Source organism: Rhizobium sp. NZLR1, from assembly GCF_017357385.1.
In the GTDB taxonomy this organism is placed as follows: Bacteria; Pseudomonadota; Alphaproteobacteria; order Rhizobiales; family Rhizobiaceae; genus Rhizobium.
In genome coordinates this window covers 2,317,558-2,343,195 of the sequence record NZ_CP071632.1, presented here as the reverse complement: position 1 = coordinate 2,343,195, position 25,638 = coordinate 2,317,558, and the positions used below count along the sequence as shown (strand labels likewise).

At 60.3% G+C, this 25,638-nt stretch carries 22 protein-coding genes and 1 pseudogene; 14 read left to right on the top strand and 9 right to left on the bottom strand.

The genetic code is table 11. The features are described from left to right. The first annotated feature begins 106 nt into the window (after positions 1 to 106). The 4 genes from J3O30_RS11705 (at position 107) to J3O30_RS11690 (ending at position 4,406) form a co-directional block, all read left to right on the top strand. Positions 107 to 1,201, top strand: coding sequence for a septal ring lytic transglycosylase RlpA family protein (locus tag J3O30_RS11705; protein WP_207580517.1), 1,095 nt, complete (start codon positions 107 to 109; stop codon positions 1,199 to 1,201). Between the two features lie 185 nt (positions 1,202 to 1,386). After that, positions 1,387 to 2,544: a D-alanyl-D-alanine carboxypeptidase family protein gene (locus J3O30_RS11700; RefSeq protein WP_207580516.1), complete on the top strand. Its 1,158-nt coding sequence runs from the start codon at positions 1,387 to 1,389 to the stop codon at positions 2,542 to 2,544. Between the two features lie 147 nt (positions 2,545 to 2,691). Beyond that, on the top strand, positions 2,692 to 3,372 hold the full coding sequence (gene tmk, locus J3O30_RS11695; RefSeq protein WP_207580515.1) for a dTMP kinase: 681 nt from the start codon (positions 2,692 to 2,694) through the stop codon (positions 3,370 to 3,372). Positions 3,373 to 3,380: 8 nt separating this feature from the next. Beyond that, entirely contained in the window at positions 3,381 to 4,406 is a 1,026-nt protein-coding gene (locus J3O30_RS11690) for a DNA polymerase III subunit delta' (protein WP_207580514.1), read from the top strand. A 22-nt stretch (positions 4,407 to 4,428) separates the two neighbouring features. Here J3O30_RS11690 and J3O30_RS11685 read toward each other — a convergent pair whose 3' ends face one another. Then, entirely contained in the window at positions 4,429 to 5,217 is a 789-nt protein-coding gene (locus J3O30_RS11685; RefSeq protein WP_207580513.1) for a sulfite exporter TauE/SafE family protein, read from the bottom strand. Between the two features lie 234 nt (positions 5,218 to 5,451). Here J3O30_RS11685 and metG point away from each other — a divergent pair, with 234 nt between their 5' ends. The 3 genes from metG to J3O30_RS11670 are packed head-to-tail and all read left to right on the top strand — an operon-like array spanning position 5,452 to position 8,617. Further along, positions 5,452 to 7,002 (top strand): methionine--tRNA ligase, encoded by a 1,551-nt coding sequence (gene metG / locus J3O30_RS11680; RefSeq protein WP_207580512.1) that lies wholly within the window; start codon positions 5,452 to 5,454, stop codon positions 7,000 to 7,002. A gap of 4 nt (positions 7,003 to 7,006) precedes the next feature. Continuing rightward, the gene (locus J3O30_RS11675; RefSeq protein ID WP_207580511.1) at positions 7,007 to 7,789 is read left to right on the top strand and encodes a TatD family hydrolase; all 783 of its coding nucleotides are present in this window, start codon (positions 7,007 to 7,009) and stop codon (positions 7,787 to 7,789) included. 3 nt (positions 7,790 to 7,792) lie between these two features. Beyond that, the gene (locus J3O30_RS11670) at positions 7,793 to 8,617 is read left to right on the top strand and encodes an MBL fold metallo-hydrolase (RefSeq protein ID WP_207580510.1); all 825 of its coding nucleotides are present in this window, start codon (positions 7,793 to 7,795) and stop codon (positions 8,615 to 8,617) included. A gap of 95 nt (positions 8,618 to 8,712) precedes the next feature. Here J3O30_RS11670 and J3O30_RS11665 read toward each other — a convergent pair whose 3' ends face one another. After that, on the bottom strand, positions 8,713 to 9,318 hold the full coding sequence (locus J3O30_RS11665; RefSeq protein ID WP_207580509.1) for a TerC family protein: 606 nt from the start codon (positions 9,316 to 9,318) through the stop codon (positions 8,713 to 8,715). A 253-nt stretch (positions 9,319 to 9,571) separates the two neighbouring features. Here J3O30_RS11665 and J3O30_RS11660 point away from each other — a divergent pair, with 253 nt between their 5' ends. After that, positions 9,572 to 10,252 carry a hypothetical protein gene (locus J3O30_RS11660; protein ID WP_207580508.1) on the top strand — a complete coding sequence of 227 codons (681 nt, stop codon included), beginning with the start codon at positions 9,572 to 9,574 and terminating at the stop codon, positions 10,250 to 10,252. 78 nt (positions 10,253 to 10,330) lie between these two features. Beyond that, a complete protein-coding gene (locus J3O30_RS11655) occupies positions 10,331 to 10,711 on the top strand; it encodes a hypothetical protein (protein WP_207580507.1) in 381 nt (126 codons plus the stop codon). 66 nt (positions 10,712 to 10,777) lie between these two features. Here J3O30_RS11655 and J3O30_RS11650 read toward each other — a convergent pair whose 3' ends face one another. Continuing rightward, the gene (locus J3O30_RS11650) at positions 10,778 to 11,266 is read right to left on the bottom strand and encodes a PAS domain-containing protein (RefSeq protein ID WP_207580506.1); all 489 of its coding nucleotides are present in this window, start codon (positions 11,264 to 11,266) and stop codon (positions 10,778 to 10,780) included. 276 nt (positions 11,267 to 11,542) lie between these two features. Between J3O30_RS11650 and J3O30_RS11645 the strand changes: the two genes are divergently transcribed. Both J3O30_RS11645 and J3O30_RS11640 read left to right on the top strand, forming a co-directional pair. Continuing rightward, the gene (locus tag J3O30_RS11645; protein ID WP_207580505.1) at positions 11,543 to 12,235 is read left to right on the top strand and encodes a DUF599 family protein; all 693 of its coding nucleotides are present in this window, start codon (positions 11,543 to 11,545) and stop codon (positions 12,233 to 12,235) included. Between the two features lie 78 nt (positions 12,236 to 12,313). Continuing rightward, positions 12,314 to 13,228: a LysR family transcriptional regulator gene (locus J3O30_RS11640; RefSeq protein ID WP_207580504.1), complete on the top strand. Its 915-nt coding sequence runs from the start codon at positions 12,314 to 12,316 to the stop codon at positions 13,226 to 13,228. Here J3O30_RS11640 and J3O30_RS11635 read toward each other — a convergent pair. Next, complete coding sequence (locus tag J3O30_RS11635) at positions 13,217 to 14,167, bottom strand: alpha/beta hydrolase (protein WP_207580503.1); 951 nt, start codon at positions 14,165 to 14,167, stop codon at positions 13,217 to 13,219. The two genes, J3O30_RS11640 and J3O30_RS11635, sit on opposite strands and share 12 nt — an antisense overlap. 367 nt (positions 14,168 to 14,534) lie before the next feature. On the opposite strand from J3O30_RS11635, the gene J3O30_RS11630 reads away from it, so the two are divergent. From J3O30_RS11630 to J3O30_RS11620, 3 genes and pseudogenes are all read left to right on the top strand, one after another. After that, a complete protein-coding gene (locus tag J3O30_RS11630; RefSeq protein WP_207580502.1) occupies positions 14,535 to 15,842 on the top strand; it encodes an epoxide hydrolase family protein in 1,308 nt (435 codons plus the stop codon). A gap of 289 nt (positions 15,843 to 16,131) precedes the next feature. Beyond that, positions 16,132 to 18,282, top strand: a complete 2,151-nt coding sequence (locus J3O30_RS11625; protein WP_207580501.1) for a mechanosensitive ion channel family protein — start codon at positions 16,132 to 16,134, stop codon at positions 18,280 to 18,282. A 371-nt stretch (positions 18,283 to 18,653) separates the two neighbouring features. Continuing rightward, a pseudogene (locus tag J3O30_RS11620) lies at positions 18,654 to 18,842 on the top strand (helix-turn-helix domain-containing protein); the annotation flags it as partial. 139 nt (positions 18,843 to 18,981) lie between these two features. On the opposite strand, the gene J3O30_RS11615 reads toward J3O30_RS11620, so the two are convergent. The 5 genes from J3O30_RS11615 to speB all read right to left on the bottom strand — a co-directional run bounded on the left by J3O30_RS11615 (position 18,982) and on the right by speB (position 25,519). After that, positions 18,982 to 20,418 carry an NAD-dependent succinate-semialdehyde dehydrogenase gene (locus tag J3O30_RS11615; RefSeq protein WP_207580500.1) on the bottom strand — a complete coding sequence of 479 codons (1,437 nt, stop codon included), beginning with the start codon at positions 20,416 to 20,418 and terminating at the stop codon, positions 18,982 to 18,984. Between the two features lie 18 nt (positions 20,419 to 20,436). Continuing rightward, positions 20,437 to 22,029, bottom strand: coding sequence for a gamma-glutamyltransferase (gene ggt / locus J3O30_RS11610; protein ID WP_207580499.1), 1,593 nt, complete (start codon positions 22,027 to 22,029; stop codon positions 20,437 to 20,439). Between the two features lie 17 nt (positions 22,030 to 22,046). Continuing rightward, on the bottom strand, positions 22,047 to 23,429 hold the full coding sequence (locus tag J3O30_RS11605) for an aspartate aminotransferase family protein (protein WP_207580498.1): 1,383 nt from the start codon (positions 23,427 to 23,429) through the stop codon (positions 22,047 to 22,049). A gap of 124 nt (positions 23,430 to 23,553) precedes the next feature. Then, positions 23,554 to 24,396: a transporter substrate-binding domain-containing protein gene (locus J3O30_RS11600; protein WP_207584314.1), complete on the bottom strand. Its 843-nt coding sequence runs from the start codon at positions 24,394 to 24,396 to the stop codon at positions 23,554 to 23,556. A gap of 76 nt (positions 24,397 to 24,472) precedes the next feature. Continuing rightward, the gene (gene speB, locus J3O30_RS11595) at positions 24,473 to 25,519 is read right to left on the bottom strand and encodes an agmatinase (RefSeq protein ID WP_207580497.1); all 1,047 of its coding nucleotides are present in this window, start codon (positions 25,517 to 25,519) and stop codon (positions 24,473 to 24,475) included. Positions 25,520 to 25,638 lie beyond the last annotated feature (119 nt).

The following is a 25,638-nucleotide window of genomic DNA, read 5'->3' as shown; positions in this document are numbered from 1 at the left end:
ACTTAGCAAGATTAAATCCTCGTTAGGCGGGTGGGGATAAGGCGTTATTGGCCCAGTATGGGGCGAAGTTCCTTAACCATAACGATCGTTGAGCGGCGTGGGGCATATGACATTGGGATACGGGGCGGCGTCTTTCGCAACGACAGCACGGTGGCTGGCGGTATCGGCGATGTGTGCGACGGTTGCGGCGTGCGGCACGACGCAGGCGGTGCCGAAGAAGAAATCCCATGGCAAAGAATATTTCTCCGAATCCGAATATGGCGTGAAGGCGAGCCCGAGGGTCGCCACCGGCAACAATATCCCCAAGGGCGGCGGCCGCTATATCGTCGGCAACCCTTACGAGGTGAAGGGCAAGTGGTATTATCCGAAGGAAGACTTCGCCTATAACAAGGTCGGCGTCGCTTCCTGGTATGGCTCGGCTTTTCATGGGCGCCTGACGGCGAACGGCGAAGTCTACGACCAGATGCATCTTTCCGCGGCGCATCCGACCTTCCCGTTGCCGAGCTATGCGCGCGTCACCAATCTCGAAAGTGGTTCCTCCGTCATCGTGCGCGTCAACGATCGCGGCCCCTATCATGAAGGCCGCATCATCGACCTTTCGAACAAGACGGCCGACATGCTGGATCTGCAGCACAGCGGCACCGGCAAGGTGCGCGTGCAATATGTCGGTCGCGCCCGCATGGACGGACACGACATGCCCTATCTAATGGCCTCCTACGCGCCGAAGGGCAGCCGTCTTCCCGGCGTCAATCCGGAAGGCCAGATCGCAACCGGCGTAATGGTCGCCTCCAACAGCCGCAAGATCACCCGCGACCAGTTGCAGAGTTCGGAAGATTACGAGACGCCGGCCAACGTGCCGGTACCGATGTCGGCGACCTCCTATGCCGGCTCGACGCCGAGCGCGCGCTATAATGCGGCACCCGCTCTTGCTCCGGGTGCGCATGTTCTGGTGGCGCCGCCAGCACCGTCCGTCAACAATGCCCCGCAGGCCTTCGACCAGATGGTCGTGCTGCCGGAGATTGGTCCCATGCCCTACGAACGGCCGCTTGGCTCTCTCGCGCTCGGTTACCAGAACGAGGACGTGAAGACGGTAACCGTCGATCTCGCCTTCGACGCGGTGATGGTGCGCAACGACGGGCTGACGCAGGAGTCGATCCTTGCTTCGGCCAAGCGCCAGCAGGCCAAATTCGCCGCGCGCTGAGCGCGGCAATTGCATCGGATTTCCTCTCGCTCTAACTTCCTCACGACACGCCGCTCGATCGATGGAAACTGTTGATGCTGAAGCCTGTGCTTTGCCTTTTAGAGCGGTTCAGCTTCCCATCGAAGCGCCGAACCGCTCTAACCTTTTCGCTACGCACTTTTGCTGGAATTGCTCTGGCATGCCTTATGCCGTTCATCACCGGGGCGCTTGCGGCCGATAGCGGTGCTGCCGGTTTCGTCACCAAGGCGACGCAGGCCTATATGATCGAGGCCGCCACCGGCACGGTGCTTCTCGCCAAAAACGAAGACCAGGGCTTTTCGCCGGCTTCGCTCGCCAAGCTGATGACGATGGATCTCGTCTTCGAGGCGGTGACAAAGGGCCAGATCACGTTCGATACCGAATATCCGGTTTCCGAGTATGCCTGGAGAACCGGTGGCGCTCCGTCGAGGACGGCAACGATGTTTGCCAGCCTTAAATCGCGCGTGCGCGTCGAGGATCTGATCAAGGGCATCGCCATCCAGGGCGCCAATGACAGCTGCATCATCCTCGCCGAAGGCATGGCTGGAAGCGAGCAGCAATTTGCCGTGTCGATGACGCGGCGTGCCCGTGAGCTCGGCATGGAGAAGGCCGAGTTCGGCAATTCCACCGGCCTTCCCGATGGAAAGAGCAAGGTGACGGCGCGCGAGATGGTGACGCTGGCCACGGCCCTGCAGCAATCCTATCCGAAGCTCTATCCCTATTTCGCGCAGCCGGATTTCGAGTGGAACAAGATTTTCCAGCGCAACCGCAATCCGCTGCTCGGGCTCGATCTCGGCGCCGACGGGCTGGCCACCGGCTTTACCGAGGGCGAGGGTTATTCGATCGTCGCGTCGGTTGAGCGCGACGGCAGGCGGCTGTTTCTGGCGCTTGCCGGCATCGCTTCCGACAAGGAGCGGACGGAGGAGGCCAAGCGGGTGCTCGAATGGGGCCTGACCGCCTTCGAGAGCCGGCAAATCTTCGCCGAGAAGGAAGTGATTGGTTCTGCCAGCGTCTATGGCGGCACGGCGCGCACCGTCGATCTCATCGCCAAGGCGCCAGTCAGCGTCTACATTCCGATCAGCAATCCCGACAGGCTGTCGGCACGCATCGTCTATCGTTGGCCGCTGACGGCGCCGGTGACGGCGAATACCCAGGCAGGCACGCTCAGGATTCTCACGGGCAGCCGGCTGCTCAGGGAAGTGCCGCTCTACACCGTGCAGGCGGTCGGTGAGGGTTCGCTCAGCAGCCGGGCGGTTGATGCCATGCTGGAACTCGGCGAATCGCTGTTTTTCTCCTGGCTCTGGGACAAGTCCGCGCCCGGCTGAACGCCTGGGCTTGAACACCCGGCATTCTGATACAATTTGCCGGGAAAGGTGAATATGTCGCCGCGGCGAAAGGTTTTCCTCCCTGATATCTTCGGATAGATAGAAGAGATGGAGCGCGCGCGGCGCCCGGAATGCGGGAAGTTGTCATTGTCATCCGGTACGGGATTATTCGTTACGTTTGAAGGCGGGGAAGGCGCTGGGAAATCCACGCAGATCCGCCGCCTCGCCGAGGCACTGAAGGGCGAAGGTCGCGACGTGCTGATGACGCGCGAACCCGGCGGATCGCCGGGTGCCGAGGCCGTACGCCACGTGCTGCTGTCAGGGGCTGCCGAAGCCTTCGGCACGCGGATGGAGGCGATCCTGTTTGCAGCGGCGCGAAACGACCATGTCGAAGAGGTGATCCGGCCCGCACTTGCCACCGGCAAGATCGTGCTCTGCGACCGCTTTATTGACTCCTCCCGCGTCTACCAGGGCATCACCGGCAATCTCGAGCCCGATTTCATCGAAACCCTGCAGCGCATCGCCATCAACGGCGTGATACCGGATTGCACAGTGATCCTCGATATCCCCGCCAAAATCGGGCTGGAGCGGGCGCAGAAGCGCGCCGCCGCCGACGCTCCCGACCGCTTCGAGAAAGAGCGCCTCGAAACGCACGAGAAACGGCGCGAAGCCTTTCTCGATATCGCCGCCCGCGAGCCGGAGCGCTGTCACGTGATCAACGCCATGCAGGGCGAAGAGGCGATCGCCGCCGAGATTCTGGCGATCGTCCGGCAGCTCATGTCGCCTGCGGACCGTGCCCGGACGCCGGAAGCCGCCCATCATGAGTGAAGCCCGTTATGAGTGAAGACCGGCCCGGACTGCTCGACGGCGCCATTTGGCCGGGGGAAAATACCAGGCTGTTCGGCCATGAGGAGGCGGAAGCCTTCCTTGCGCAATCCTATCGGTCCGGCAAGGGCCACCACGCCATCCTGATCGAGGGGCCGGAAGGCATCGGCAAGGCGACGCTCGCCTTCCGCTTCGCCAATCACGTGCTCTCGCATCCCGATCCCGAGAGGGCGCCGGAGACGATCGGCGATCCGGATCCAGCCTCTCCCGTCAGCCGGCAGATCGCCTCCGGCGCCTCGCATAATCTCTTGCATCTTGCCCGGCCGGTGGACGAAAAGACCGGCAAGGTGAAGTCGTCGATCACCGTCGACGAAGTGCGCCGCGCCGGCAAATTCTTCTCGCAGACATCAGGCACCGGCAACTGGCGGATCGTCATCATCGATCCGGCGGACGACATGAACCGCAATGCGGCCAACGCCATCCTGAAGATCCTGGAGGAACCGCCGAAGCGGGCGCTGTTTCTGGTGCTCTCGCATGCGCCTGGACGATTGCTGCCGACGATCCGCTCGCGCTGCCTGCCGCTGAAACTGGCGCCACTGGCCGACGATGCGCTCATGGCGGCGCTTGCCCATCTCGGCATGTCAGGCGAGGGTGGGGCGGTGCTTTCGGCCGCCAAGGGCAGCGTCGGCGAGGCGCTGAAACTGTTGAATTACGGCGGCGGCGAGATTATCGCCGCCTACGACGAGATGCTGGCGGCCGAAGGAGCGACGGCCCGCAAGGCCATGCATCGGCTGGCCGACGCGCTTTCGGGCAGGGAAAGTGACACGATCTTCGATTTCTTCGTCAGCCATGTCGGCGACGACATTATGAACCGGGCGCGCGTAGCGGCAGGCGAGGGACAGATCGCAGCTGCGGAACGGCTGGCGCGGCTCTATTCCGAGATCACCGAGCGGCTCACCATTTCGGATGCCTACAACCTCGACCGCAAACAGACGATCATCAGCATTCTCGCCGACATCAAGCAGCCGGGCCGCTAACCTTGGGATGCCGATGCTCCGGTCAGCCGGTCAACAGCTTCCAGGCGACGACGGCGAGTGTCAAGGCAAGGACGATGCGGATGGTGCGTTCGTGCAACTTCGGCGCCAGCAAGCTGCCGATGATGATGCCGGGGATAGAGCCGATGAGCAGGGCAAACAGCATCGGCCAGTCGATTTCGCCGATCAACCAATAGCCCGTGCCGCCGATCAGGGTCAGCGGAACCGCATGGACGATATCGGACCCGACGATCTCGCGCACGTCAAGCCTGGGATAAAGGACCAGCAGGATCGTCACACCCAGCGCGCCGGCACCGACGGAAGTCAGGGTGACGAGGACGCCGAGAAAGAACCCGAGAACGACGGTGAGGGCAAGGATTGTTCGCGGCTGCGGCGGCGTGCGATCGCCGAAGGCGCGCCGCGCCAGTTCAAGTATCTGGGCTCGGAAGATCAGCATGATCGCGGTCATGACAAGAAGCCAGCCAAGTGCCGAGGTGATCGTGTTGGTGACGCCGATACTTTTGCGGTCGACGCCTGCCAGCAGCCAGAGCATCAGCAAGGCGGCCGGCACGCTGCCGATCGCGAGGCTGCCGACGATCTTCCAGTTGACGCGCCCGTGCATGCCGTGAACGGCGGTGCCGGCGGTCTTGGTGATCGCCGCATAGAGAAGATCGGTGCCGACGGCGGTTGCGGGATGGACGCCGAAGAGCAGCACCAGCAACGGTGTCATCAGCGAACCGCCACCAACGCCGGTGATGCCGACGAGTGCGCCGACAAACAGGCCCGAAAGTGAATAGAGAGGTTCGAATGTCAATCAAGCGCCTCCGACGGCGCGCAGCCACGACAAACCGGATAGATGAAAACTGGCACTTCGTTCTGTCCCGCCCTCTTTTCCATGACGGGTAGATTGCGGCAGAAGCTGAGTCAAGTTCACCACGCCAACGTCCCGGAAATCATTGGCGGCGGTAAAACTTGATGTTTCGCTTGACGGTGACATGCGCTAAGAGCGGCTGACCATTTTTATAGACTTAGCCGGACATTGGCCGCCATGACAGACAAGACACCCTTCTACATCACCACCGCGATTTCCTACCCCAATGGCAAGCCGCATATCGGCCATGCCTATGAGCTGATCGCGACGGATGCGATGGCGCGCTACCAGCGCCTTGACGGTAAGGACGTGTTCTTCCTGACCGGCACCGACGAACACGGGCAGAAGATGCAGCAGACGGCGCGCGCAGAAGGGATCACCGCGCAGGCGCTCGCCGATCGCAATTCGGGCGAATTCCAGGCAATGGCCACGCTGCTCAATGCCTCAAACGATGACTTCATCCGCACCACGCAGGAGCGTCATCACGAGACATCGCGCAACATCTGGAACCTGATGGCCGACAATGGCGACATCTACAAGGACAGCTATGCCGGCTGGTATTCGGTGCGCGACGAGGCCTATTACCAGGAAAACGAGACGGAGCTGCGCGCCGACGGCGTGCGTTACGGGCCGCAGGGCACGCCGGTCGAGTGGGTGGAAGAGGCAAGTTATTTCTTCAAGCTCTCCGAATATCAGCAGAAGCTGCTTGCCCACTACGAGGCAAATCCCGACTTCATCGGCCCGGCCGAGCGCCGCAACGAGGTGATCTCCTTCGTCAAGTCTGGCCTCAAGGACCTCTCAGTTTCGCGCACGACCTTCGACTGGGGCATCAAGGTGCCGAACGATCCCGCCCATGTCATGTATGTCTGGGTCGACGCGCTGACCAACTACATCACCGCGACCGGCTATATCGAGGACAAGAACGGTCCGTTGGCAAAATACTGGCCGGCCGACGTGCACATTATCGGCAAGGACATCATCCGCTTCCACGCGGTCTACTGGCCGGCCTTCCTGATGTCGGCGAAATTGCCGCTGCCGAAGCGGGTCTTTGCCCATGGCTTCCTGCTCAACAAGGGTGAGAAGATGTCGAAGTCGCTCGGCAACGTCGTCGATCCCGTCAATCTGGTGAACCATTTCGGCCTCGACCCGGTGCGCTACTTCTTCCTGCGCGAAGTGTCCTTCGGCCAGGACGGCAGTTATAGCGAAGAGGCGATCGGCATCCGCATCAATTCGGACCTCGCCAACGGCATCGGCAATCTCGCCAGCCGCTCGCTGTCGATGATCGTCAAGAACTGCGACGGCAAGATCCCCGAATGCGGGCCGCTGACCGACGAGGACAAGGCAATGCTGGCGCAGGCCGACGCGCTGCATGCCTCGACACGCGACGACATGGGCAAGCAGCAGATCCACCGGGCGCTCGCCTCGATCATTTCGGTCGTTTCCGAAACCGACCGTTATTTCGCCGGGCAGGCGCCGTGGGCGCTGAAGAAGACCGATCCCGAGCGTATGGGCACGGTGCTCTATGTCACAGCCGAAGTCGTACGCCAGATCGCCATCCTGCTACAGCCATTCATGCCTGATTCATCAGGCAAGTTGCTCGATCTCGTCGCGGCATCGGAAGACAAGCGCGACTTCGCTGCTCTCGGGCAAGCCGGCCGTCTCGTTGCCGGAACGCCGCTCGAAGCGCCGACGCCGGTCTTCCCGCGCTACGTGGCTCCGGAGGCTTGAGGCCGTGCTGATCGATACGCATTGCCACCTTGATTTCGCCGACTTCGAGGCGGAGCGTGACGAAATCGTTGCGCGCGCCCACCAGGCCGGTGTTAAGCAGATGGTGACGATCTCGACGCGGGTGCGCAAGCTCGACGGGCTGCTGGCAATCACCGAAAAATATCCATCGGTGTTCTGCTCGGTCGGTACGCATCCGAACAATGCCGACGAAGAGCTGGATATCCAGACGGAAGAGCTGGTGCGGCTTGCCAATGCCCATGAGAAGGTGGTGGCGATCGGCGAGGCCGGTCTCGACTATTTCTACGACACGCAGAACCCCGAGGACCAGCAGACCGGCTTCCTGCGCCATATCGCGGCGGCGCGCGAGACGCAGCTGCCGCTCGTCATCCACAGCCGCAGCGCCGATAAGGACATGGCAGCGATCCTGACCGAGGAAACGGGGAAGGGGGCCTTCCCCTTCATCCTGCACTGCTTCTCGGCAGGCCCGGAACTGGCACGGACCGGCGTCGAACTCGGCGGCTATGTTTCCTTTTCCGGCATCCTGACCTTCCCGAAGTCGGAAGAGCTGCGCGAGATCGCCAAGACAATCCCGCAGGATCGGCTGCTGGTGGAAACCGACGCGCCGTATCTGGCGCCGAAGCGCTGGCGGGGCAAGCGCAACGAACCGTCCTATGTCGTCAACACCGCCGAGGTGCTCGCCGAGACGATCGGCCTTTCCTACGCAGAGGTCGCACGGATCACAACGGAGAACGCTTTGCGCCTGTTTACGAAGATGCCGAGGGTCTAGCGCGTGCTCTACCGGCGGCGCTTCACCATTCTCGGCTGTTCGTCGTCACCCGGCGTGCCACGTATTACCGGCGACTGGGGCGCCTGCAATCCCGACAATCCGAAGAACCGGCGCACGCGCGCCGCCTTCATGGTGCAGCAATTTGCGCCGGATGGCGGTGTCACCACCGTCGTCGTCGACACCGGACCGGATTTTCGCGAGCAGATGATCAGGGCGGGGGCCGACCATGTCGATGCCGTGCTCTACAGCCATCCACATGCAGACCATATTCATGGCATCGACGATCTGCGGGGCTATTTTCACAACACCCGCCGCCGGGTGCCGATCTTTGCAGACCAATATACGATGGACAGGCTGCGGGAGGCCTTCGGCTATTGCCTGGAAACGCCGCCGGGCAGCAATTATCCGCCGATCGTGCTGCCCATTGTCATCGAAAACCTCGACGAACCCGTCGAAATCCGCGGCCCCGGCGGCAAGATACCGTTTCATCCGCATATCCAGCAGCACGGCGATATTCATTCGCTCGGTTTCCGTATCGGCGATGTGGCTTATTGCAGCGATATCAGCGATTTTCCGCCGCAGACCGTCGACAAGCTTCACAATCTCGATGTGCTGATCATCGACGCACTGCAGTATACCTACCATCCGAGCCACCTGTCGCTGGAACAGTCGCTCGACTGGATCGGCCGGCTGAAGCCGAAACGGGCGATCCTCACGCATATGCACACGCCGCTCGACTACGACACGGTGATGGCTGAGACGCCAGACCACGTGGTGCCGGCCTATGACCAGATGAGTTTCGAAATCGAAGTGAGGATCGGGGCTTGAGCCCCGCCTCCAGAGCACGCTGCCGGGACTGAACACCTCGAACAGAATTCAGATTTCAGGCCGGTCCGGCCTAAAATCATTCTGCTCCAGGGCCCCTATACGTAGGGCATAACCTCGACGGCGCCGCGATAAATCATGTCGAGCGAAACGTAGAGAATGATAAGCAAGCCGACATAGGCGATCCAGCGGTGATTGTTGAGCAACCGGGCGATCAGGTTGGCAGCGATGCCCATCAACGCGATCGACAGGGCAAGACCGATGACCAGCACGCTCGGGTGTTCGCGCGCGGCACCGGCAACGGCGAGCACGTTGTCGAGCGACATCGAGACGTCGGCGATGACGATCTGGGTCGCCGCCTGAAAGAAGGTCTTTCTCGGCGCGCCTTCGGCACTCGCCGCATCGTGATTGTCGCCATGGCCGGCACGAATCTCGCGCCACATCTTCCAGCAGACCCACAGGAGCAGCAGGCCGCCGGCAAGCAGCAGGCCCACAACCGCCAGCAAATAGACCGCGACGCTGGCAAAGAGAATACGCAGGACGGTCGCTGCCAGAATGCCGACGATGATCGCCTTGCGGCGTTGCGTGGCCTCGAGGCCGGCAGCGGCAAGACCGATAACCACGGCGTTGTCGCCGGCGAGAACGAGGTCGATAGCAATGACCTGCAGCAAAGCCGTGAGACCGGCTGCCGTAAAGATGTCCATATGAATTATCCCCGATGCGTCAAGAGCCGTGCTAGCGTCTCGAAGGTTTGACGTCAACCGCTACAGCGCTTGGAATTGCGGCGGCGCCGGACAACGATCCTCGACGTCAAAACGTTCCTCATTTCGATATCGGGGAGCCGCCATTACATCCTCCGCATTCGCTTGGAACATTCCTGTCGTCCACCTGTTTTTCTGAACAGGAAACCAGCCGGCGGATCGACGGCGTGGGTCTATGCATCGAGAGGACAATCCCATGAGCAGCATCTACAACGATACCAATCCGGCCTTCTCAGGCCCGACAGGGGGCGGCAGCCTCACCGCATTTTTCGACAGCCGCTCGGAAGCCGAATCCGCCGTGTCTCGTCTTGAGGACGCGGGTGTGCCGGTTGCCAGAATCAGGTTGATGCCGGGATATGAGGCGGATGGAAAAACCGCCGGCACGATGGGCGACGACCGCAGCGGTTTCTTCGACGCGCTGGCGGACTTCTTCTTTCCCGATGAGGATCGTGCGGTATACGCAGAAGGGCTGCGGCGAGGCGGCTTCCTCGTCCAGGTCAATGATATCGATGACGCGCTCTATGAGACCGTCCACGACATTCTCGACGACGAGGGCAGCATCGATATGGATGACCGGGCGGACCTCTGGTCGTTGGAGGACCGGCAGCAAGGCGCATCCAATACCGGTTTTGCCGGCCAGTCCTCTGGCGGCAAAGCGTCGGAAGACCTTGCTGTGTCCGAAAGTGCCTTCGAAGCGTCGGCTTCTGACGATGCACACCCGGTCGCAATGAGCGACACCGCGCACGGAAGCGCCAAGGTGCGTGCCTACACATTGAGCGGCAGGGATGCCGCGCCGTCGGAAGATGCCAATAGCCAATCGCAAACCCAGTCGCAAGGCGGATCCAACCAGAGCCAGGGTTTCCGACGCGACCACTGATCAGTACCTGCCGTAACCCACGGCCCGGTGGCGATACCGGGCCCTATTTTCTCTCGCCTGTCATTGGAGGACATGTCCATGCAATCATCCATCAACCGGGACGGCCACCTTCCGCTCGACCCCGATGAACTGATCGCCGAAGGTGAGCCGCCGTTTGCGGATGCCGCCGCCGAGACCGCGCGTGAAAAAGCCGATCAGGACCTGAACGCCCTGCGGCAGGAGCTAAGGCTGCTCCGGGTCCGAATATCCGCGCTGCGCGAGGATGCCGAAGCGGCACTCAAAGCCAAGGCCACGTCGGTCGATGCAAACGCCCATGTTCAGCTCGGCGACTACCCTTGGGCAAAGCTAGCCGCGGCGATCGGCGCGACCTTCGTTGCCGCCAGGCTGGTTCGGCGCCTGCCGTTCGACGTGCTGCTTGCGGGCTCTGCCGGCCATGCCTGGGAGGCGAGGCGGCGGTGACCGGCTGAGGGACGAGCGGTCAGCGCGGCAAGAGCAGACCCATCGACACCATGGCTTGGAAGGAAGTCAATGAAGCGGTACAACGTCCGAAGGCATCGGCTTGGCAAGCTCTTTCAGAATCGCTTCAAGCGCATCGGCCGTCGTCTGCAGGCCGGATGACTGCGCGATTTTCAGCGCTTCCCTGCAGTGAGCATACAATTCGTCTTGCTGGACGTGATCAGTCGTCCGAAATACGATGCCCGCATACTGCGATGGGTTTCCGGCTTGATCCCGGAAGCAGCGGCCGAAAGCGGCCACGGCCACCATTTGCCCGCTTCCATCAAATACCCGATAGTCATGGCGGTAGGGATCTCCTGTCATCACAGAGTCTGAAATCGCCTTGGCCACGGATGGCTTGTCGTCCGGGTGAATCCTGTCGAGGTATTTTATGATCGGCAGCCCCGAGATGGTCTGCTCCGGATCAAGCCCAAAGAGGTTTGCCAGCGCCGAATCCGCATAAACCGTGTCGGTCGCCAAGTCCCACGTGAAGATGCCAGGCTCTTCGGCAAGGTCCATTCCGTATCCCCAGTCTGACCGCCAGCGCTGCCGGTTGACCACGTCACGCGGCTGGTGCCACTCAATCTTAGTCGCCTTTCGACCGGACGCAATATCGACTTTTTTGATCTTCCTCGTGCACGAGGCCCGAGACTGCCATAGAAGCTCGCGACGCGCCGCTGGTAGCGCCTTGGCGCTTGTGCGCACCGAAGGTACCCGGGGACGACGATAGACGCTTGGAGCCGCCGTTCCCTCGAAGTAGTGTCTGGAAAAACGCCATTCAGTTCGGGGGACACCATGGATTTTTTGAACGTCGCGGCGATCGTATTCTTCCTTCTCGTCTGGATGGCACTCGAGCCTTTGATGGCAATGGGATGGCCGCGGCGGAACGACAGTCTTTCCGTCGACATGGTGCGCATTCGCGCGGCCTGGATGCGCGAGGTGCTGACTCGAGACAACAACTTCATCGGCGACGCGGCGATCCTCGGGCACACGATCAATTCGGCATCCTTCTTCGGATCGGCCAACCTCATCGTCATCGTCGGGCTCAGCGGTGCGTTGTTCATGGAGCCGAATTACGGATCGGGCGGCGGGCTGATCGCGATGTTTGCGGCGCAGGATCCCGCCTGGTTCTTCCAGTGCAAGGTGCTCTTGATCATGGCGACGCTGTTGCGCGGCCTGTCCGATTTCATATGGGCGGTCCGGCAGATCAACTATTGCCTTGCGGCGATCGGGGCGAGCCCGTCGCGCGATGAAGACAGGGACATCGTCAGCTGGACGAACGCCCTGACCCTGGTCTTGAACCCGGCTCTTCGATCGTTCAGCGTCGGGGTCCGATCCTACTACTTCACCGTCGCTGCCGCATTCTGGTTCATTGGGCCAATACCCTTCCTTGTCGCGACCGTCCTCAGCGTCGGCGTTTTGATCTGGCGGCAATCCTGGTCGGATGCTGCAAAGGGGATCATGGCCATACGCAAACTGCTGGATTAGGATTGCCTGCGGTTCAGGGCAACGTCATAGTCTGCTGGCCGATGATGAGCAGAAGTGCTATCTTACGGGCGGTGGCCAATGGATCGTTTCGAAGCGATGCGCATATTGCTGGCCGTTGTCGACGCCGGAAGCATCTCGGCCGGCAGCAGGAGGCTGAACGCGCCTTTGCCCAGCGTCAGCCGCAAGGTAACCGACCTTGAACGCCATCTTGGCGCAAACCTCATTGTCCGCACCAGCCGCAATCTTCAGCTCACCGATGCCGGCCGCGACTATGTCGACGCCGCCCGAAAGATCATAGCGGATCTCGAGGAGGCGGAGCGAAGGGCGTCCGGCGAATACCAGACGCCCAGAGGCGTGCTCACGATCACGATGCCGATCGAATATGGGAACCGGTACGTGCTGCCCGTTGCGCTCGGTTTCATGGACAGATACCCGGAGGTGTCGCTGAACCTTCTATCGCTCGATCGCACGGTCGATCTCGTGTCCGAGCAGGTGGATATCGCCATTCGCCTCGGCGACCTCGCCGACAGCTTCCTCCATGCGGTCAAAATCGGCGAATTCCGTTTGCTGACCTGCGCGAGCCCTGCCTATCTCGCGCGACATGGCGAACCTCAGGGTCCGGGCGATCTCATCGATCGCGAGGGGATATTCTTCAACAAGCGGACATTCTTCTGGACATTCGACGTCGACGGCAGGCCGATGGAGGCGGCGCCCCGCAACCGGCTGGAAGTGAATACAGCGGCGAACTGCGTCGCAGCAGCCGTCGGCGGAGCGGGGATCGCGCGGCTCTTCGACTACCAGGTTCCGGACCAGCTGGCGTCTGGCGCGCTCGTGCCCATCCTGCGGGATTTCGATGGAGCACCACAGCCGATTCATATCGTTTACGCGCGCCAGAGGATTCTGGCGCTGAAGGTACGCGCTTTTGTCGACTGGGCTTCGCCAAGATTAGGCGCACGATCGAAGAAAGAAGGTAATCCAGCTTTATCTGAATGATGCGCGAATTTCTTCAACTGTATGTTCAGGATATTGAAGATGTGGAAAGTGGCCGATACCCGGCAGGATATCGATTTTCGCACCGATCTTGGCGGCCAACTCGATGCCCATTTCCTTTCTTATGTAGACGTCCTTTTCGCCCCAGATCTGCTTGACCGGCGTCTTCAGTCGCTCGAGGTTGGCCTCGAGGACGTTCTGGTCGCGCGTGAAACTCGCGTAGTAGTGGGCAAAGGCGTCCGCTGACGTCATCCCATCGAGGCTCCACGAACGGACCATGTCCCGCTGGACGTCGGTCGGCAAATCGAATTGCTCAGCGGGCGACAGGCCGCGCCTGTGCACGTTCTGAAGGATCTCGTCGCTTGTCTTGTTCATATACGCTCGGGTCGGCGAGGCCGTCGGCTCGGCCTTGAGGTTCTGCAGGCTCTCCCACATGTATTGCGGCCGGTCGAACGGCGCGAAGTCTCCGACGATGATCCGCCTGGCGATCGCCGGCTCATCGAGAGCAAGCAGCAGAACGGGGAGGGCGGCGATATCGGTCGCATAGATCACGAGGTTCGACCGGTCGATGCCGGCCCTCTCGATATAGGCCTTCAACACCGCCACGTAGGCCTGCGGCGCGTAGGAAAACCGTTGCAGGATCGGGCGCGACGACTGGCCGTAGCCCGGCCAATCAAAGGCATGAACGTCATAGTCGCGAGCAAGCGTGCTCGCGATATGCTTCCAGACCGTCAGCGTTTCCGGAAACCCATGCAGGAAAAGCGCGGTGCCTTTTGGCGCCGGGGCGCGAACAATCATTCTCCTCAGCGTGAGCATCTCGTCGATCTCGATGAAGTCGACGGCGCCGTGCCGGGTTTCCGCGGACGCTAAGACTTCTCCGAGGGGGATGGATGAAGCTGCGGCGACCGATGCGGCGCTATTTGCGGTTTTGTTCTCAGACATAGGAGGTCCTTTCCTGAACGACGGGTCAATGGTTCTGTCTGCGCAAATAAGTGGCCACGCCGTCGCCGCGCGGTAGCCGGGGAAAATGAGAGGAACCCTCTCGATGTCGCTGCGACGCCGCTGCGCAATGCTTTTTCGATCGAGAGGCTGCCTCTTAATTTCTCAAGGTGCTGGGTCTGCTTCGACCGACCCAAATCGCTACCAGCCGCCGATTTGAGAAAGCTCGTTAGCGTATCGAGGCGGGAGGCAGAGCGTCGGGCGACAGCATGAGGAAGAACTGATATGACTGACCGAATTGAACCCATCAAGGGAACAGCCCTTGTCGAACCTGTCCGTTGACCCTCGATGTCAGGAAAGGACACACGTCATGGCGCTGCTGACCTCTTTGAACCACAGGCCTATGTCGCGACGCTCGCTGCTGTGGGGAAGTGCCGCCGCCGGCATATCCGCGGTTCTCCTTCCGCTCGCATCAGAGGCTGCCGATGTCACCGCCGCAGCGGCGGAGATCCGACCGTTCAAGGCCGAGGTTTCCGAGGCAGCGCTCGCCGATCTCAGGCGGCGACTTGCCGAGACCCGATGGCCCGACGGCGAAACCGTCACGGATCGTTCGCAGGGCGTCCAGCCCGCGAGGCTGAAGGAGCTGGTGGCCTACTGGCAGTCGTCCTACGACTGGCGCAAGGCAGAGAGCAGGCTGAATGCCTTTCCGCAATTTCTCACCAATATCGAAGGACTGGACGTCCATTTCATCCATGCCCGTTCCCGCCATGAAAACGCGCTGCCGCTGATCATGACCCATGGCTGGCCGGGTTCGGTGTTCGAACTGCTTGATGTCATCGGACCACTCACGGATCCGACGGCGCACGGCGGCTCGGCGGAGGACGCCTTCCACCTGGTGATCCCTTCGATTCCGGGATTCGGCTTCTCCGGGAAACCTCCGGCGACGGGTTGGAACCCGCAGCGAATAGCGGCTGCCTGGGACGTGCTGATGAAGCGGCTCGACTATGACCGCTACGTCGCGCAAGGCGGCGACTGGGGTGCGATCATCAGCGACGCCCTGGGTCGCCAGGCGCCCGACGGGCTGCTCGCGATCCACGTCAACAGGGTCGAGCGCGCCACGACGTTCCCATCGGACGCAGCCCAAGCTCTCAAAAATGGAGGACCGGCTCCCGGTACCCTGTCTGCGGACGAGAAAGTGGTCTTCGACGAGGCGCGGGACTTCCTCAACAATGGCTTCGGCTACGCCGCAATCATGAGCACACGTCCGGAGACGGTCGGTTACGGCATTGCGGATTCTCCCGTTGGCCTCGCCGCCTGGCTTTACGACAAGATCGCCGATTGGGTGTTCACCCCAGGCGACCCCGAACAGGCGCTCGGCAAAGATGCCATCCTCGACAACATCACGCTGTACTGGCTGACGAACACGGGCCCCTCGAGTGGCCGCATCTATTGGGAAAATGCGATGGCGGGCGCGAAGCTCACGGAGGTCAAAATACCGGTCGCCGTCACCGTATTCCCCGGAGAGGTCTACAAGCCGCCCAAGCACTGGTTGTCGAAAGCCTATCCGAAGCTGGTCTACTACAACCGCGTCGCCAAGGGCGGCCACTTCGCTGCCTGGGAAGAACCGGAACTCTTCAGTCAGGAGATCAGGGCAGGGTTCAAGACGGTGCGGTCATGAGCCGCCGATGGGGCGAGGGAACGTTGATCGCCGGTGATCATGCGACGAGTTCACGGACGGCCAGTGGCTGATCCTCGCATCACCCCTCTGCAAGCCTGAAAACATGGGCTTAGGCCACCGTCGAAGGGATCTCCGGGTAACGGCGGCCATTTGCGCGCGGGGGCAAACGTTAGGCTTTCGTCCGTCAGACGGGTTCGTCGATTGACGTTGATTGTGCAACGCTTCACAACGTCCGAAGTTTCTACCAACCAAGCAGAAGCGACGCCAACGTCGCGGGGACCACGGCTACATGCGCATCAACGACAACCGTCATTTTTTCGGCAGAGTGTCCATAGTCCTGACGGTGGTATTTTCGACGCTTCTGCTCGCGAGCGTAACGGCCGCCACAGCGGCCGAACCGACCGGTTCCTCGGGACCGATCCGTGTTATCATCGAATTGCCGAATGATGATGCCGGACGCGCGCTGGTCAATCGGATCGTCCCCGGCACTCAGGAACCGGCGCAACCGGCAGCGGCACCGCAGGAGGCGGCACCGCCGTCGATTGCCACTGCATTACAGGATTTGCGCCAAAGGTTGCTCATACTCGTCGATGCAGTCCCGACCCTTCCGGGACAGATCCAAACGGCGATCCGGGTCTTCCAAACGGATGATCGTATCGATGCCGTCGGACTGATCCTGGCGGTTACCCTCTTCATAGCAGGCGGATTCGCTGCGCAGCGCGTTGCCTGGTGGTCCGGGCGAGGGCTGCTTCATTTTGTGCTGACCGCGCCTGCCGACACCGTGCGGCAGCGGATCAAGCTCCATGCGAGCCGGCTTTCAATGGGCCTTCTCGCGTTGGTCGGTTATCTGATCGGAAGCCTCGGCGCGTTTATCCTCTTTCCTTGGCCTGCCGTCTTTCGCGATATTGCGCTCATTCTGCTATCAGCGGCGCTGATGGTGCGCCTCGGCGTGCTTGTGGGCCGCATTGTCATCGCGCCCGGCGCACGGCTGCCGCACATGCGGCTTCTGACGCTTGCCACCTCGCTTGCGTGGTTCTGGTACTACTGGCTCCTCGCAATCGTCGCCGTGCTGGCGGCTGGCTGGGCGATCATCGAAGTATTCCAGACCATCGGGGCTTCACCCATCCTGGTCGACCTTTTTACCGCGGCGTGGCTCGGTGTCGTTTCAATCACGCTGGTCGCCATGATTTGGCTGCGGCATTTTCGTTCTGATGGGCCGCCGGTGAACCGCCTGGTCTGTGTCGGCTTCAGCGCGAGCATCATGCTGTCGTGGCTGTTATGGGTGTCCGGGCTCCGCGGAGCATTCTGGACAGTGATCGTCATGACGCTTCTGCCGCTTACTGTTTCCGTGGCTCGTGATATCATTGGTCGCATTATACGATCCGGCGGCGAGCACGCCGTCGAAGATCCGGCCATCGTCGGATGGTCGGTGGTCATCATGCAAACGCTGCGTAACGGCCTCATCGTGGTCGCCGCGCTGCTCATTGCCCGTTCGTGGGATGTCAATCTCAGTGACCTTGCCGCAGCCGAGACGGTGACCACACGTTTGATCCGCGCAGGGATCCGCATCGTTATCGTGCTGCTGGTGACCGATGTCATCTGGAAGCTCGCAAGCACGCTGATCGACAGTCAGATGGCGGTGGCGTCGCGAAGTGCGGAGGCTGGGCATCAGGACGGACCCGACGTGCGCCGGCGTCAGCGGTTGAATACCCTGCTTCCGATCCTTCGCAACGTGCTGTTTCTGGCGATCGGGGCTGTCGGTTTCCTGATGATCCTGGATGCGGTCGGCATTCAGATCGGACCGCTGCTGGCGGGCGCTGGCGTCGTCGGCATAGCCGTCGGTTTCGGTGCACAAACACTCGTCAAGGACATCATCTCCGGCGTCTTTTATCTGTTCGACGATGCCTTTCGCATCGGTGAGTACATTCAGGCAGCAAAATACAAAGGGACGGTCGAAGGTTTCTCGCTACGATCCATCCGCCTGCGACATCATCGCGGTCCAGTCACCATCGTTCCCTTCGGCGAACTCGGCGCGGTGCAAAATCTGAGCCGCGACTGGGTGATCGATATCATTACTCTTACCCTGAACTATGACAGCGACCTTGAGGAGGTCCGCAAGACCATCAAGCGCATCGGCGTCGAGCTTCTGGAGGATGCCGAACTCGGGCCCAACATCATCGAGCCCTTGAAAATGCAGGGGATCGAGCAGATGGCCGATTACGGTGTACAAATTCGGCTGAAGTTCATGGCGAAACCCGGCGAACAATTCGGCGTTCGCCGGAAGGCCCTCGCCATGCTCAGGAAGACATTCGCGGAAAAAGGCATCCAGTTTGCAACTCCGACGGTTCATGTTTCCAGCGGGACGGGAGATGCAATAGCCTCCGCCGCCGCCGCGGAACTACAACGGCCATCAAAAGTCATCCCAACACCTGAGGAGTAACCGCGTCGAGCCACGGGCGGCTTTCCATCGAATGCTTCGAAGCAATCGCTGACCCCGTTGTCGCCAAGCGCGCATCGTCAGAGACATGGGTCTCGAAGCAGTCTGTGGGCAATGCTTAGCCGCTTTACGAGGGAAGGTCCGGAGATGAAACCGAAGATGTGCTTCAAAAGGCAAATTCGCGAGGATTGGTTTGAAAGAGTTGGACGCTGAGATGGATGACGACGGTATGTGATTGTAATCAGATGACATCTTATTGTTCCATAATCCATCTTATGCGATATTCATATGTAGCCACAAAGTTAAAGTGTCCTGTTTTTGCAAAGTTGGAATGTCACACTCCCCGCGTCTGAATGACGCCAGGGAGATTGCAGATGGGTCTGATTGCGATGAGCGAGCGTGATCTGCAGCGGATCGAGATTTTGACGAAAGTAATCGCCGGCCGCATGACGATGGTGACGGCCGCGCATGTACTCGACTTGAGCGAGCGGCAGGTGCGCCGGCTGCTGAACCGTATCGGCACTGGCGGCGCGGCGTCGGTGCGGCACAAGGCGATCGGTCGACTGAGCGGTGTTTGAAATCGTCAGAGACAGGCTCATCCGAAAGGCAATTCTGCAAAGTTGAACCGAGTTATGGGGCGGAAGGTTTGCCGAGCGGCGTGCCCTTCCCGCGCCCAACGTTACCGCGTGGATCGGTGGTCCGCTAACCAACCGCCTCGGTTACGAGCTTTGTATTGAAATAGCTCTCCATCGCTTCGGTACCGCCTTCCGAACCGTAGCCGGAATCCTTTATGCCGCCGAAGGGTAGCTCTGGCAGCGCCAGTCCATGATGATTGATCGACAGCATGCCGCTTTCGATATCGCGCGCAAGGCCGGCACTGGTCTTTGCAGAGGTCGTGTAGGCATATGCCGCAAGCCCGTATGGCAAGCGATTGGCTTCGGCAACGGCAGAAGCGTAGTCTGAAAAGGCACTGACAATCGCAAGCGGACCAAACGGTTCTTCGCTCAGGACGCGCGCATCTTGTGGAGCGTCGGTCAGAACTGTCGGCTGGAAGAAATTGCCGAGATTGCCAATCCTTTTGCCGCCGGTTGCGATCTTCGCGCCGCGCATAACCGCGTCGGCTGTCAGCGCTTCCATGGCCTCGACCCTTCGCGCATTGGCAAGCGGCCCCATGGTGACACCATCGCTCAATCCATCGCCGACGTTGATTGCCTCGGCCGCCTTTACCAGGCCATCGAGAAATCTTTCATAGACGCTTTCCTGGATGAGGAACCGTGTCGGTGCCACGCAGACCTGACCGGCGTTTCGAAACTTCGCACCGGCCAACAGTCTGACCGCCAGATCGATATCGGCGTCATCGAAAACGAGAGCCGGCGCGTGGCCCCCGAGTTCCATCGTCACGCGCTTCATGTGGGCGCCGGCCAGCGAGGCCAGCTGCTTTCCGACCACGCTCGATCCCGTGAAGGAGATTTTCCGGATAACCGGGTGCGGAATAAGATAGTTCGAAATATCGGCGGGAACTCCAAAAACGAGATTGAGCACGCCCGCCGGCAGGCCCGCATCAGCAAAGGCGCGAACGAGTTCAGCGCAGCTTGCCGGCGTCTCCTCCGGCCCCTTCAAGATAATCGAGCAGCCGGCTGCAAGGGCCGCCGAAACTTTCCGTACGGCCTGATTCAATGGAAAATTCCACGGACTGAAGGCCGCCACCGGGCCGACAGGCTCCTTGACGACCATCTGCCTGATATGGGTCGCCCGCGGCGGGATCAAACGGCCGTAGGCACGACGCGCCTCTTCGGCAAACCAGTCGATGGTGTCTGCAGCTCCCGCGGTTTCCGCCTTGGATTCAGCTAGCGGTTTGCCCTGCTCCAACGTCATTACGCGCGCGATCGCCTGGGAGCGGTCCCGCAGGATCTTGGCGGCGTCGTGCATGAGTTTTGCCCGCTCGAACGCGCTGACTTGCCGCCAGTGTTCAAACCCGGCGGTGGCGGCCGAAAGCGCTTCGTCGAGATCACCCTTGCTGGCATTTGAAACGCGGCCGATGACCTCGCCCGAGGCGGGATTGACGATGGTCAGACTCTCGTCAGAGCCGTCCCTCCAGTGGCCATTGATATAAAGTTGGGTATCCGGATATGCCGCCATACTCGTTCTCCATTGCTGTCAGTAGCCGAGCGCGCAGCCATCTTTTCGATGATCGGAGGCGCCCAACAGCGTATTGTGTTGATCGTCAATCCAGATTGCCTGGGCGCCGCCGATCGCCCAATTCGGAGCGGTAACCTTGAAACCGCGCGCTTCAAGATCAGGACCGATCGAGGTACGGAGAAGTGCTTCGGCCTCGATCGTCGCCGTGCCAGGAAGCGGAAAGAGACGAGGTAAATCGATTGCCGTTTGAATGTCCAAATTGAAATCAAAAAGCTTGGTGAGGAAGTGGGCGTGGCCCATCGCCTGATAGTGTCCCCCCATGACGCCGAATGACAAAACAGTTTTGCCATGGCGTGTGACCAGGCCTGGGATGATCGTGTGCATGGGCCTCTTGCGCGGCCCTATCGCGTTCGGATGGCCCTGCTTCAAACTGAAACTCTGTCCACGATTGTGGAACAAGACGCCACAGTTCGGAGCCATCAAGCCGCTTCCGTAGGGATGGAAGATCGAGTTGATGAAGCTGGCTACATTTCGGTCCTTGTCGACGACCGAAATGTAAACGGTGTCTGAATGCTCGACGCCGTCGATGGCCGCCCCGGCGTCGGCGACCCTATTCATGTCGATCTCGGCGGCAAGACTGTCGGCAAGTTCCTCGGACAAGAGGAAATCGACCGGAACAACTGAGACCGCAGCGTCGGCGACCCAACGATCACGGGCGGCATAAGCCAGCCGAGTGGCCTCGACTTCGATGTGCAGATTGTCGACATCAAGCGGATCGCCTTTGCGTTCAAAGCGCTCCAGGATCTTCAGGATCATCAGTGCGACGATGCCCTGCCCGTTCGGCGGACATTCATGCACCGTCCATCCTCGATATGTTGCGCTGACAGGCTTGACATATTCGCCAGCCGCAGACGCAAAATCCTCGCGTGTATGAAGGCCGCCAAGCGAATTCAGCCGTGTCACCATGTCGTCCGCCACCGCGCCGCGATAGAAGCCGTCCCGGCCCGAAGCTGCAATCGTTTCCAGTGTCTGTGCCAGTTCCGACTGACGTTGAACCGATCCGACCTGCGGAGCCTGATCGTCGACCAGGAAAATGCGGCGTGTCGAAGGATCGCGCAGTAGCAAATCAGTTTGCTTCGAGAGGTCGGCGGCGACCCGCGGTGTGATTGCATAACCGTCGCGAGCCAGTGCAATTGCGGGTGCAAGGATTTCTGACAGCGACATTCTTCCATGATCGGCAACGAGACGCGTCCACGCGTCCACCGCACCAGGAACCGTCACTGCATGCGGCGACGATCGCTCGATCGAAGCGATCCCGTTTTCCCGAAACCAGTCGAAATGCGCCACCGCCGGTGTGCGTCCCGAGCCATTATAGGCAACGACATCATCATTTCCGTTTGATGACAGCAACGCAAAGCAATCGCCGCCTATGCCGGTGGAACCAGCCTCGACGACGCATTGCACGGCGCAGGCACCCACGGCAGCGTCTATCGCCTTGCCGCCGGCTTTGAGTATGTCGATGGCGGTCAAGGTCGCCATCGGGTGGGATGTTGCCGCCATTCCGCTGCGGCCGACAGCCATCGATCGTCCAGGCAATTCGAAGTTTCGCATATCGTCGGTTCCTTCACTCAATAGAGGCCGGTCGCCCTCGCCCAGGTGTACGTGTCATCTAACGCCCGAGTGGAGCGGTCGAACAAGTCGTTGATCTGTGCTTCAGTGATGATAAGCGGCGGGCAAAGTGAATAATTGTCGCCAAGGGCACGCGTGATGACGCCATGGACCTGGGCCTGTTTGCCTGCGTGAATGGCGATGCCGTCCGTTGGCTTGAACTGTTCTTTCGTTTCCTTGTTGCGAACCAGTTCGAGGGTCCCGATGAGGCCGCGACCGCGGGCGTTGCCGACGAGCGGATGGTCGCGAAGTTCGTTCAACCGCCGCTGGAACAGCGGGGCGATGTTCCGGACATGGCCAACGATGTCGCGTTCCTCGTAGATTTTCAAGGTTTCCAGGGCCACCGCAGTCGCAACGGGATGGCCGCTATAGGTGAAACCATGGCCGAATGTTCCGATTTTCTCGCTCTCGGCAACGACTGCGGAATGGATCTTTTCGTTGATCATCAGTGCGGATATCGGCTGATAGGCCGCCGAAAGCTGCTTTGCCATGACGATCATATCCGGCTGAAGCCCGAAGCTTTCGGACCCGAACATCGTGCCCAGCCTGCCAAAGCCACAGATGACTTCATCGGCGATCAGCAGTACGTCGTATTTTTTGAGGATCGCCTGGATCTTCTCGTAATAGGTTGGCGGCGGAACGATGCAGCCGCCGGAAGCCATCAATGGCTCGGCGAAGAATGCGCCGATGGTTTCCGGTCCCTCGGCAAGGATCATCTGTTCAAGCGCGGTGGCACAGCGCGTCGCGAATTCTTCCTCCGTTTCGCCCGGGCGGCCATAGCGATAAAACTCCGGGCAATCCGTATGCAGTACCCGATCGATCGGCAGATCGAAATCGCGGTGGTTGTTCGGGAGTCCGGTCAGGCTCGCCGAAGCGATGGTGACACCGTGGTAAGCCCGCATGCGTGAGATGATCTTCTTCTTTTCCGGCATGCCTATCGCATTGTGATAATACCAAACAAGCTTCATGGCCGTGTCGTTGGCCTCGGAACCCGAATTGGCAAAGAACACTTTCGACATCGGCACCGGTGAAAGCTGAATGAGCCGTTCGGCAAGCTCGACGGCGGTCTCATGCGTTTTGCCGCCGAAGCTGTGATAGAACGGCAATTCTTTCATTTGGCGGGTTGCCGCGTCGACCAGACGTTGTTCGCTAAAGCCCAGCGACGCACAAAACAGCCCCCCAAGACCTTCGATGTACTTATTGCCTTCGTTGTCGAAGATGTGGATCCCCTCACCCCTGGCGATCACCAGCGGGCCGTCCTTCAGATGTTGCGAGGCGTTGGTATAGGGATGAAGAACAAACGCGGCGTCGCGGGATTCAACGGAGTTGAGAAGGATGGTCACAATGGTTCTCCAGATGTAGGTGTGTTTCGACGGCGACGTTTGGCAAAGCTTCGCCCGGCTGCCGGTGCGACCTCTCGGTGCACCGGCCGCCAATCGCTGCCGGAATGGGAGCTTGACTGCTTAATCAATCAAGAGATGTCTTGATCCACTTCTGCGCAAGCTTGTTGATCGTGCCGTCCGCTTCCGCCGCGTCGATCGCAGCGTCGAACATCGACTTCAAGACTGTATCGTCCTTGCGGATACCCGCCGCGATCCCCTGTCCGAAGACTCCGCCTTTGAAGGTCGGGCCGGCGATCTTGTAGTCTTTGAAGTCGTCCTTTCCGAGGGTTGCAGTCAATGACGTTTTCTGGGCAACCACGGCGTCGATGCGACCGGCCTGGAGGTCCAGGTCATGTTGCTCGACGGTCTTGTATTCTCTTGGATCGACAACGCCCTTGAAATAGGCGTCGAGAAAAGCTGCGTTCGCCGTTGAAACCTGGGCGCCCACGGCCTTGCCTTTGAGGGCGTCTCGAAGCGGCTGCAATTCCTGCTCGACCTTCGCCTTGTCTGCGGCAAGGTCGACCGTCGTCCCCGTCCCCGGCAAATCTGCCAGAGGACCGGTTTTGTCGACCATGAATGCGGCGGCGGTCGGGGCGTAGGGCTTGCTGAACGAGATGACCGCCAGACGCTTTTCGGTTACGATCATCGAGGCCATGATGGCGTCGAACTTCTTGGCATTGAGCGACGGAATCAGCCCGTCCCAGTCCTGGGCCACGATGGTGCATTTGATCTTCATGCGGGCGCAAAGGTCATTGGCGAGATCGATCTCGAACCCCGCGAGCTTGCCGTCAGGACCGGTAAAATTCCAGGGCTCGTACGCGCCCTCGGTCGCAATTGTGATCTCGGTTGGTTTTGTCTGCGCGGTGGCAGCGCCGGCCGACATGACGCCGAGCAGAGCGGACGTCAACAAAAGCTTTGATAGTTGCATGTCTCTATTCCCCTTTTTGCGCCCTGCCCTATTCCCAAGCAAGGCGGTTGCAGACTTCGCGACATCCAGCCGATTGCTAGGACGCGCGAACCTTGATTGCCTCGGCCGCAAGGCAGAGGAGTTCGAATAGAACCTGAGCGGCAATTTGCGCCGTGTTCGACGTTGGGTCGTATTGCGGAGCGATCTCGACGACGTCGCCGCCGACGATGTCCAACCCTATAAGACCGCGCAAAATGCCAAGGGCCTGGGCGGAGGTCAGTCCACCGACCTCGGGCGTTCCCGTGCCAGGCGCAAATGCCGGATCCAGAGAGTCGACGTCGAAGCTGACGTAGGTTGGACCCGATCCGACGATCTCTCTCGCTTTTGCGATTACGGCCTTTATGCCGAGATCGCCAACGTCTTCGGCATGTATGACGGTCATGCCGGAAGCATAGGAAAATTCCCAGAGATACTCGGAATTCCCTCGAATTCCGATCTGGACAGTCCGCCTGGGATCAAGCACACCATCCAGTACCGCTTGGCGGAACGGTCCGCCATGATGGAACTTGCACCCCTCAAATGAACCACCAGTGTCACAATGGGCGTCAATGTGGATCATCCCCACAGGTCGATCCCTGCCAACGGCCTTGAGAATGGGAAGGCCGACCGAGTGGTCGCCGCCGACTGCAAGCGGCACAACGTCCGCCTCTACCAACCTGCGGACAAATCCTTCGATATCGTCATGAGAGGCAGCAAGATCAAAGCGGCTTTTGAATGGGACATCGCCGATATCGGCAATGCGTGCATGCGCCGTCGGGACGGCCCGCAAAACATGATCATAAGGCCCAACCCGATCGACATTGCGGACGGCTCTCGGCCCGAACCGCGCACCCGATCGGTTCGTCACCCCGAGATCCATCGGTATTCCGAAAAGCGCAATGTCCATACCCGCAAAATCGGGTGCGGCGTCTGGACGATACGGGGCCTTCAGCAATGTCGGAACGCCGCTATAGGGCGCCTGGCGACTATCCCCCTCGCCAAAGACCAATTCGGCGACCTTTCGAAACTCCGGATCGAACATCTCAGCGCCTGAAGCGTTGGAATAGCGCTTCCGCAGGTCGTCCAGATTGAGAATCTCCGGCATTGAGCCTCCATGTCCTGAACCAAATCTCAAGCCGCGTTCAAAAAGCCGATTAGAACCATTGCGTGTTGTAGTCAACATTGTATACATAATCGTATTCTTCTTGATCGAGCAAGAGGGAA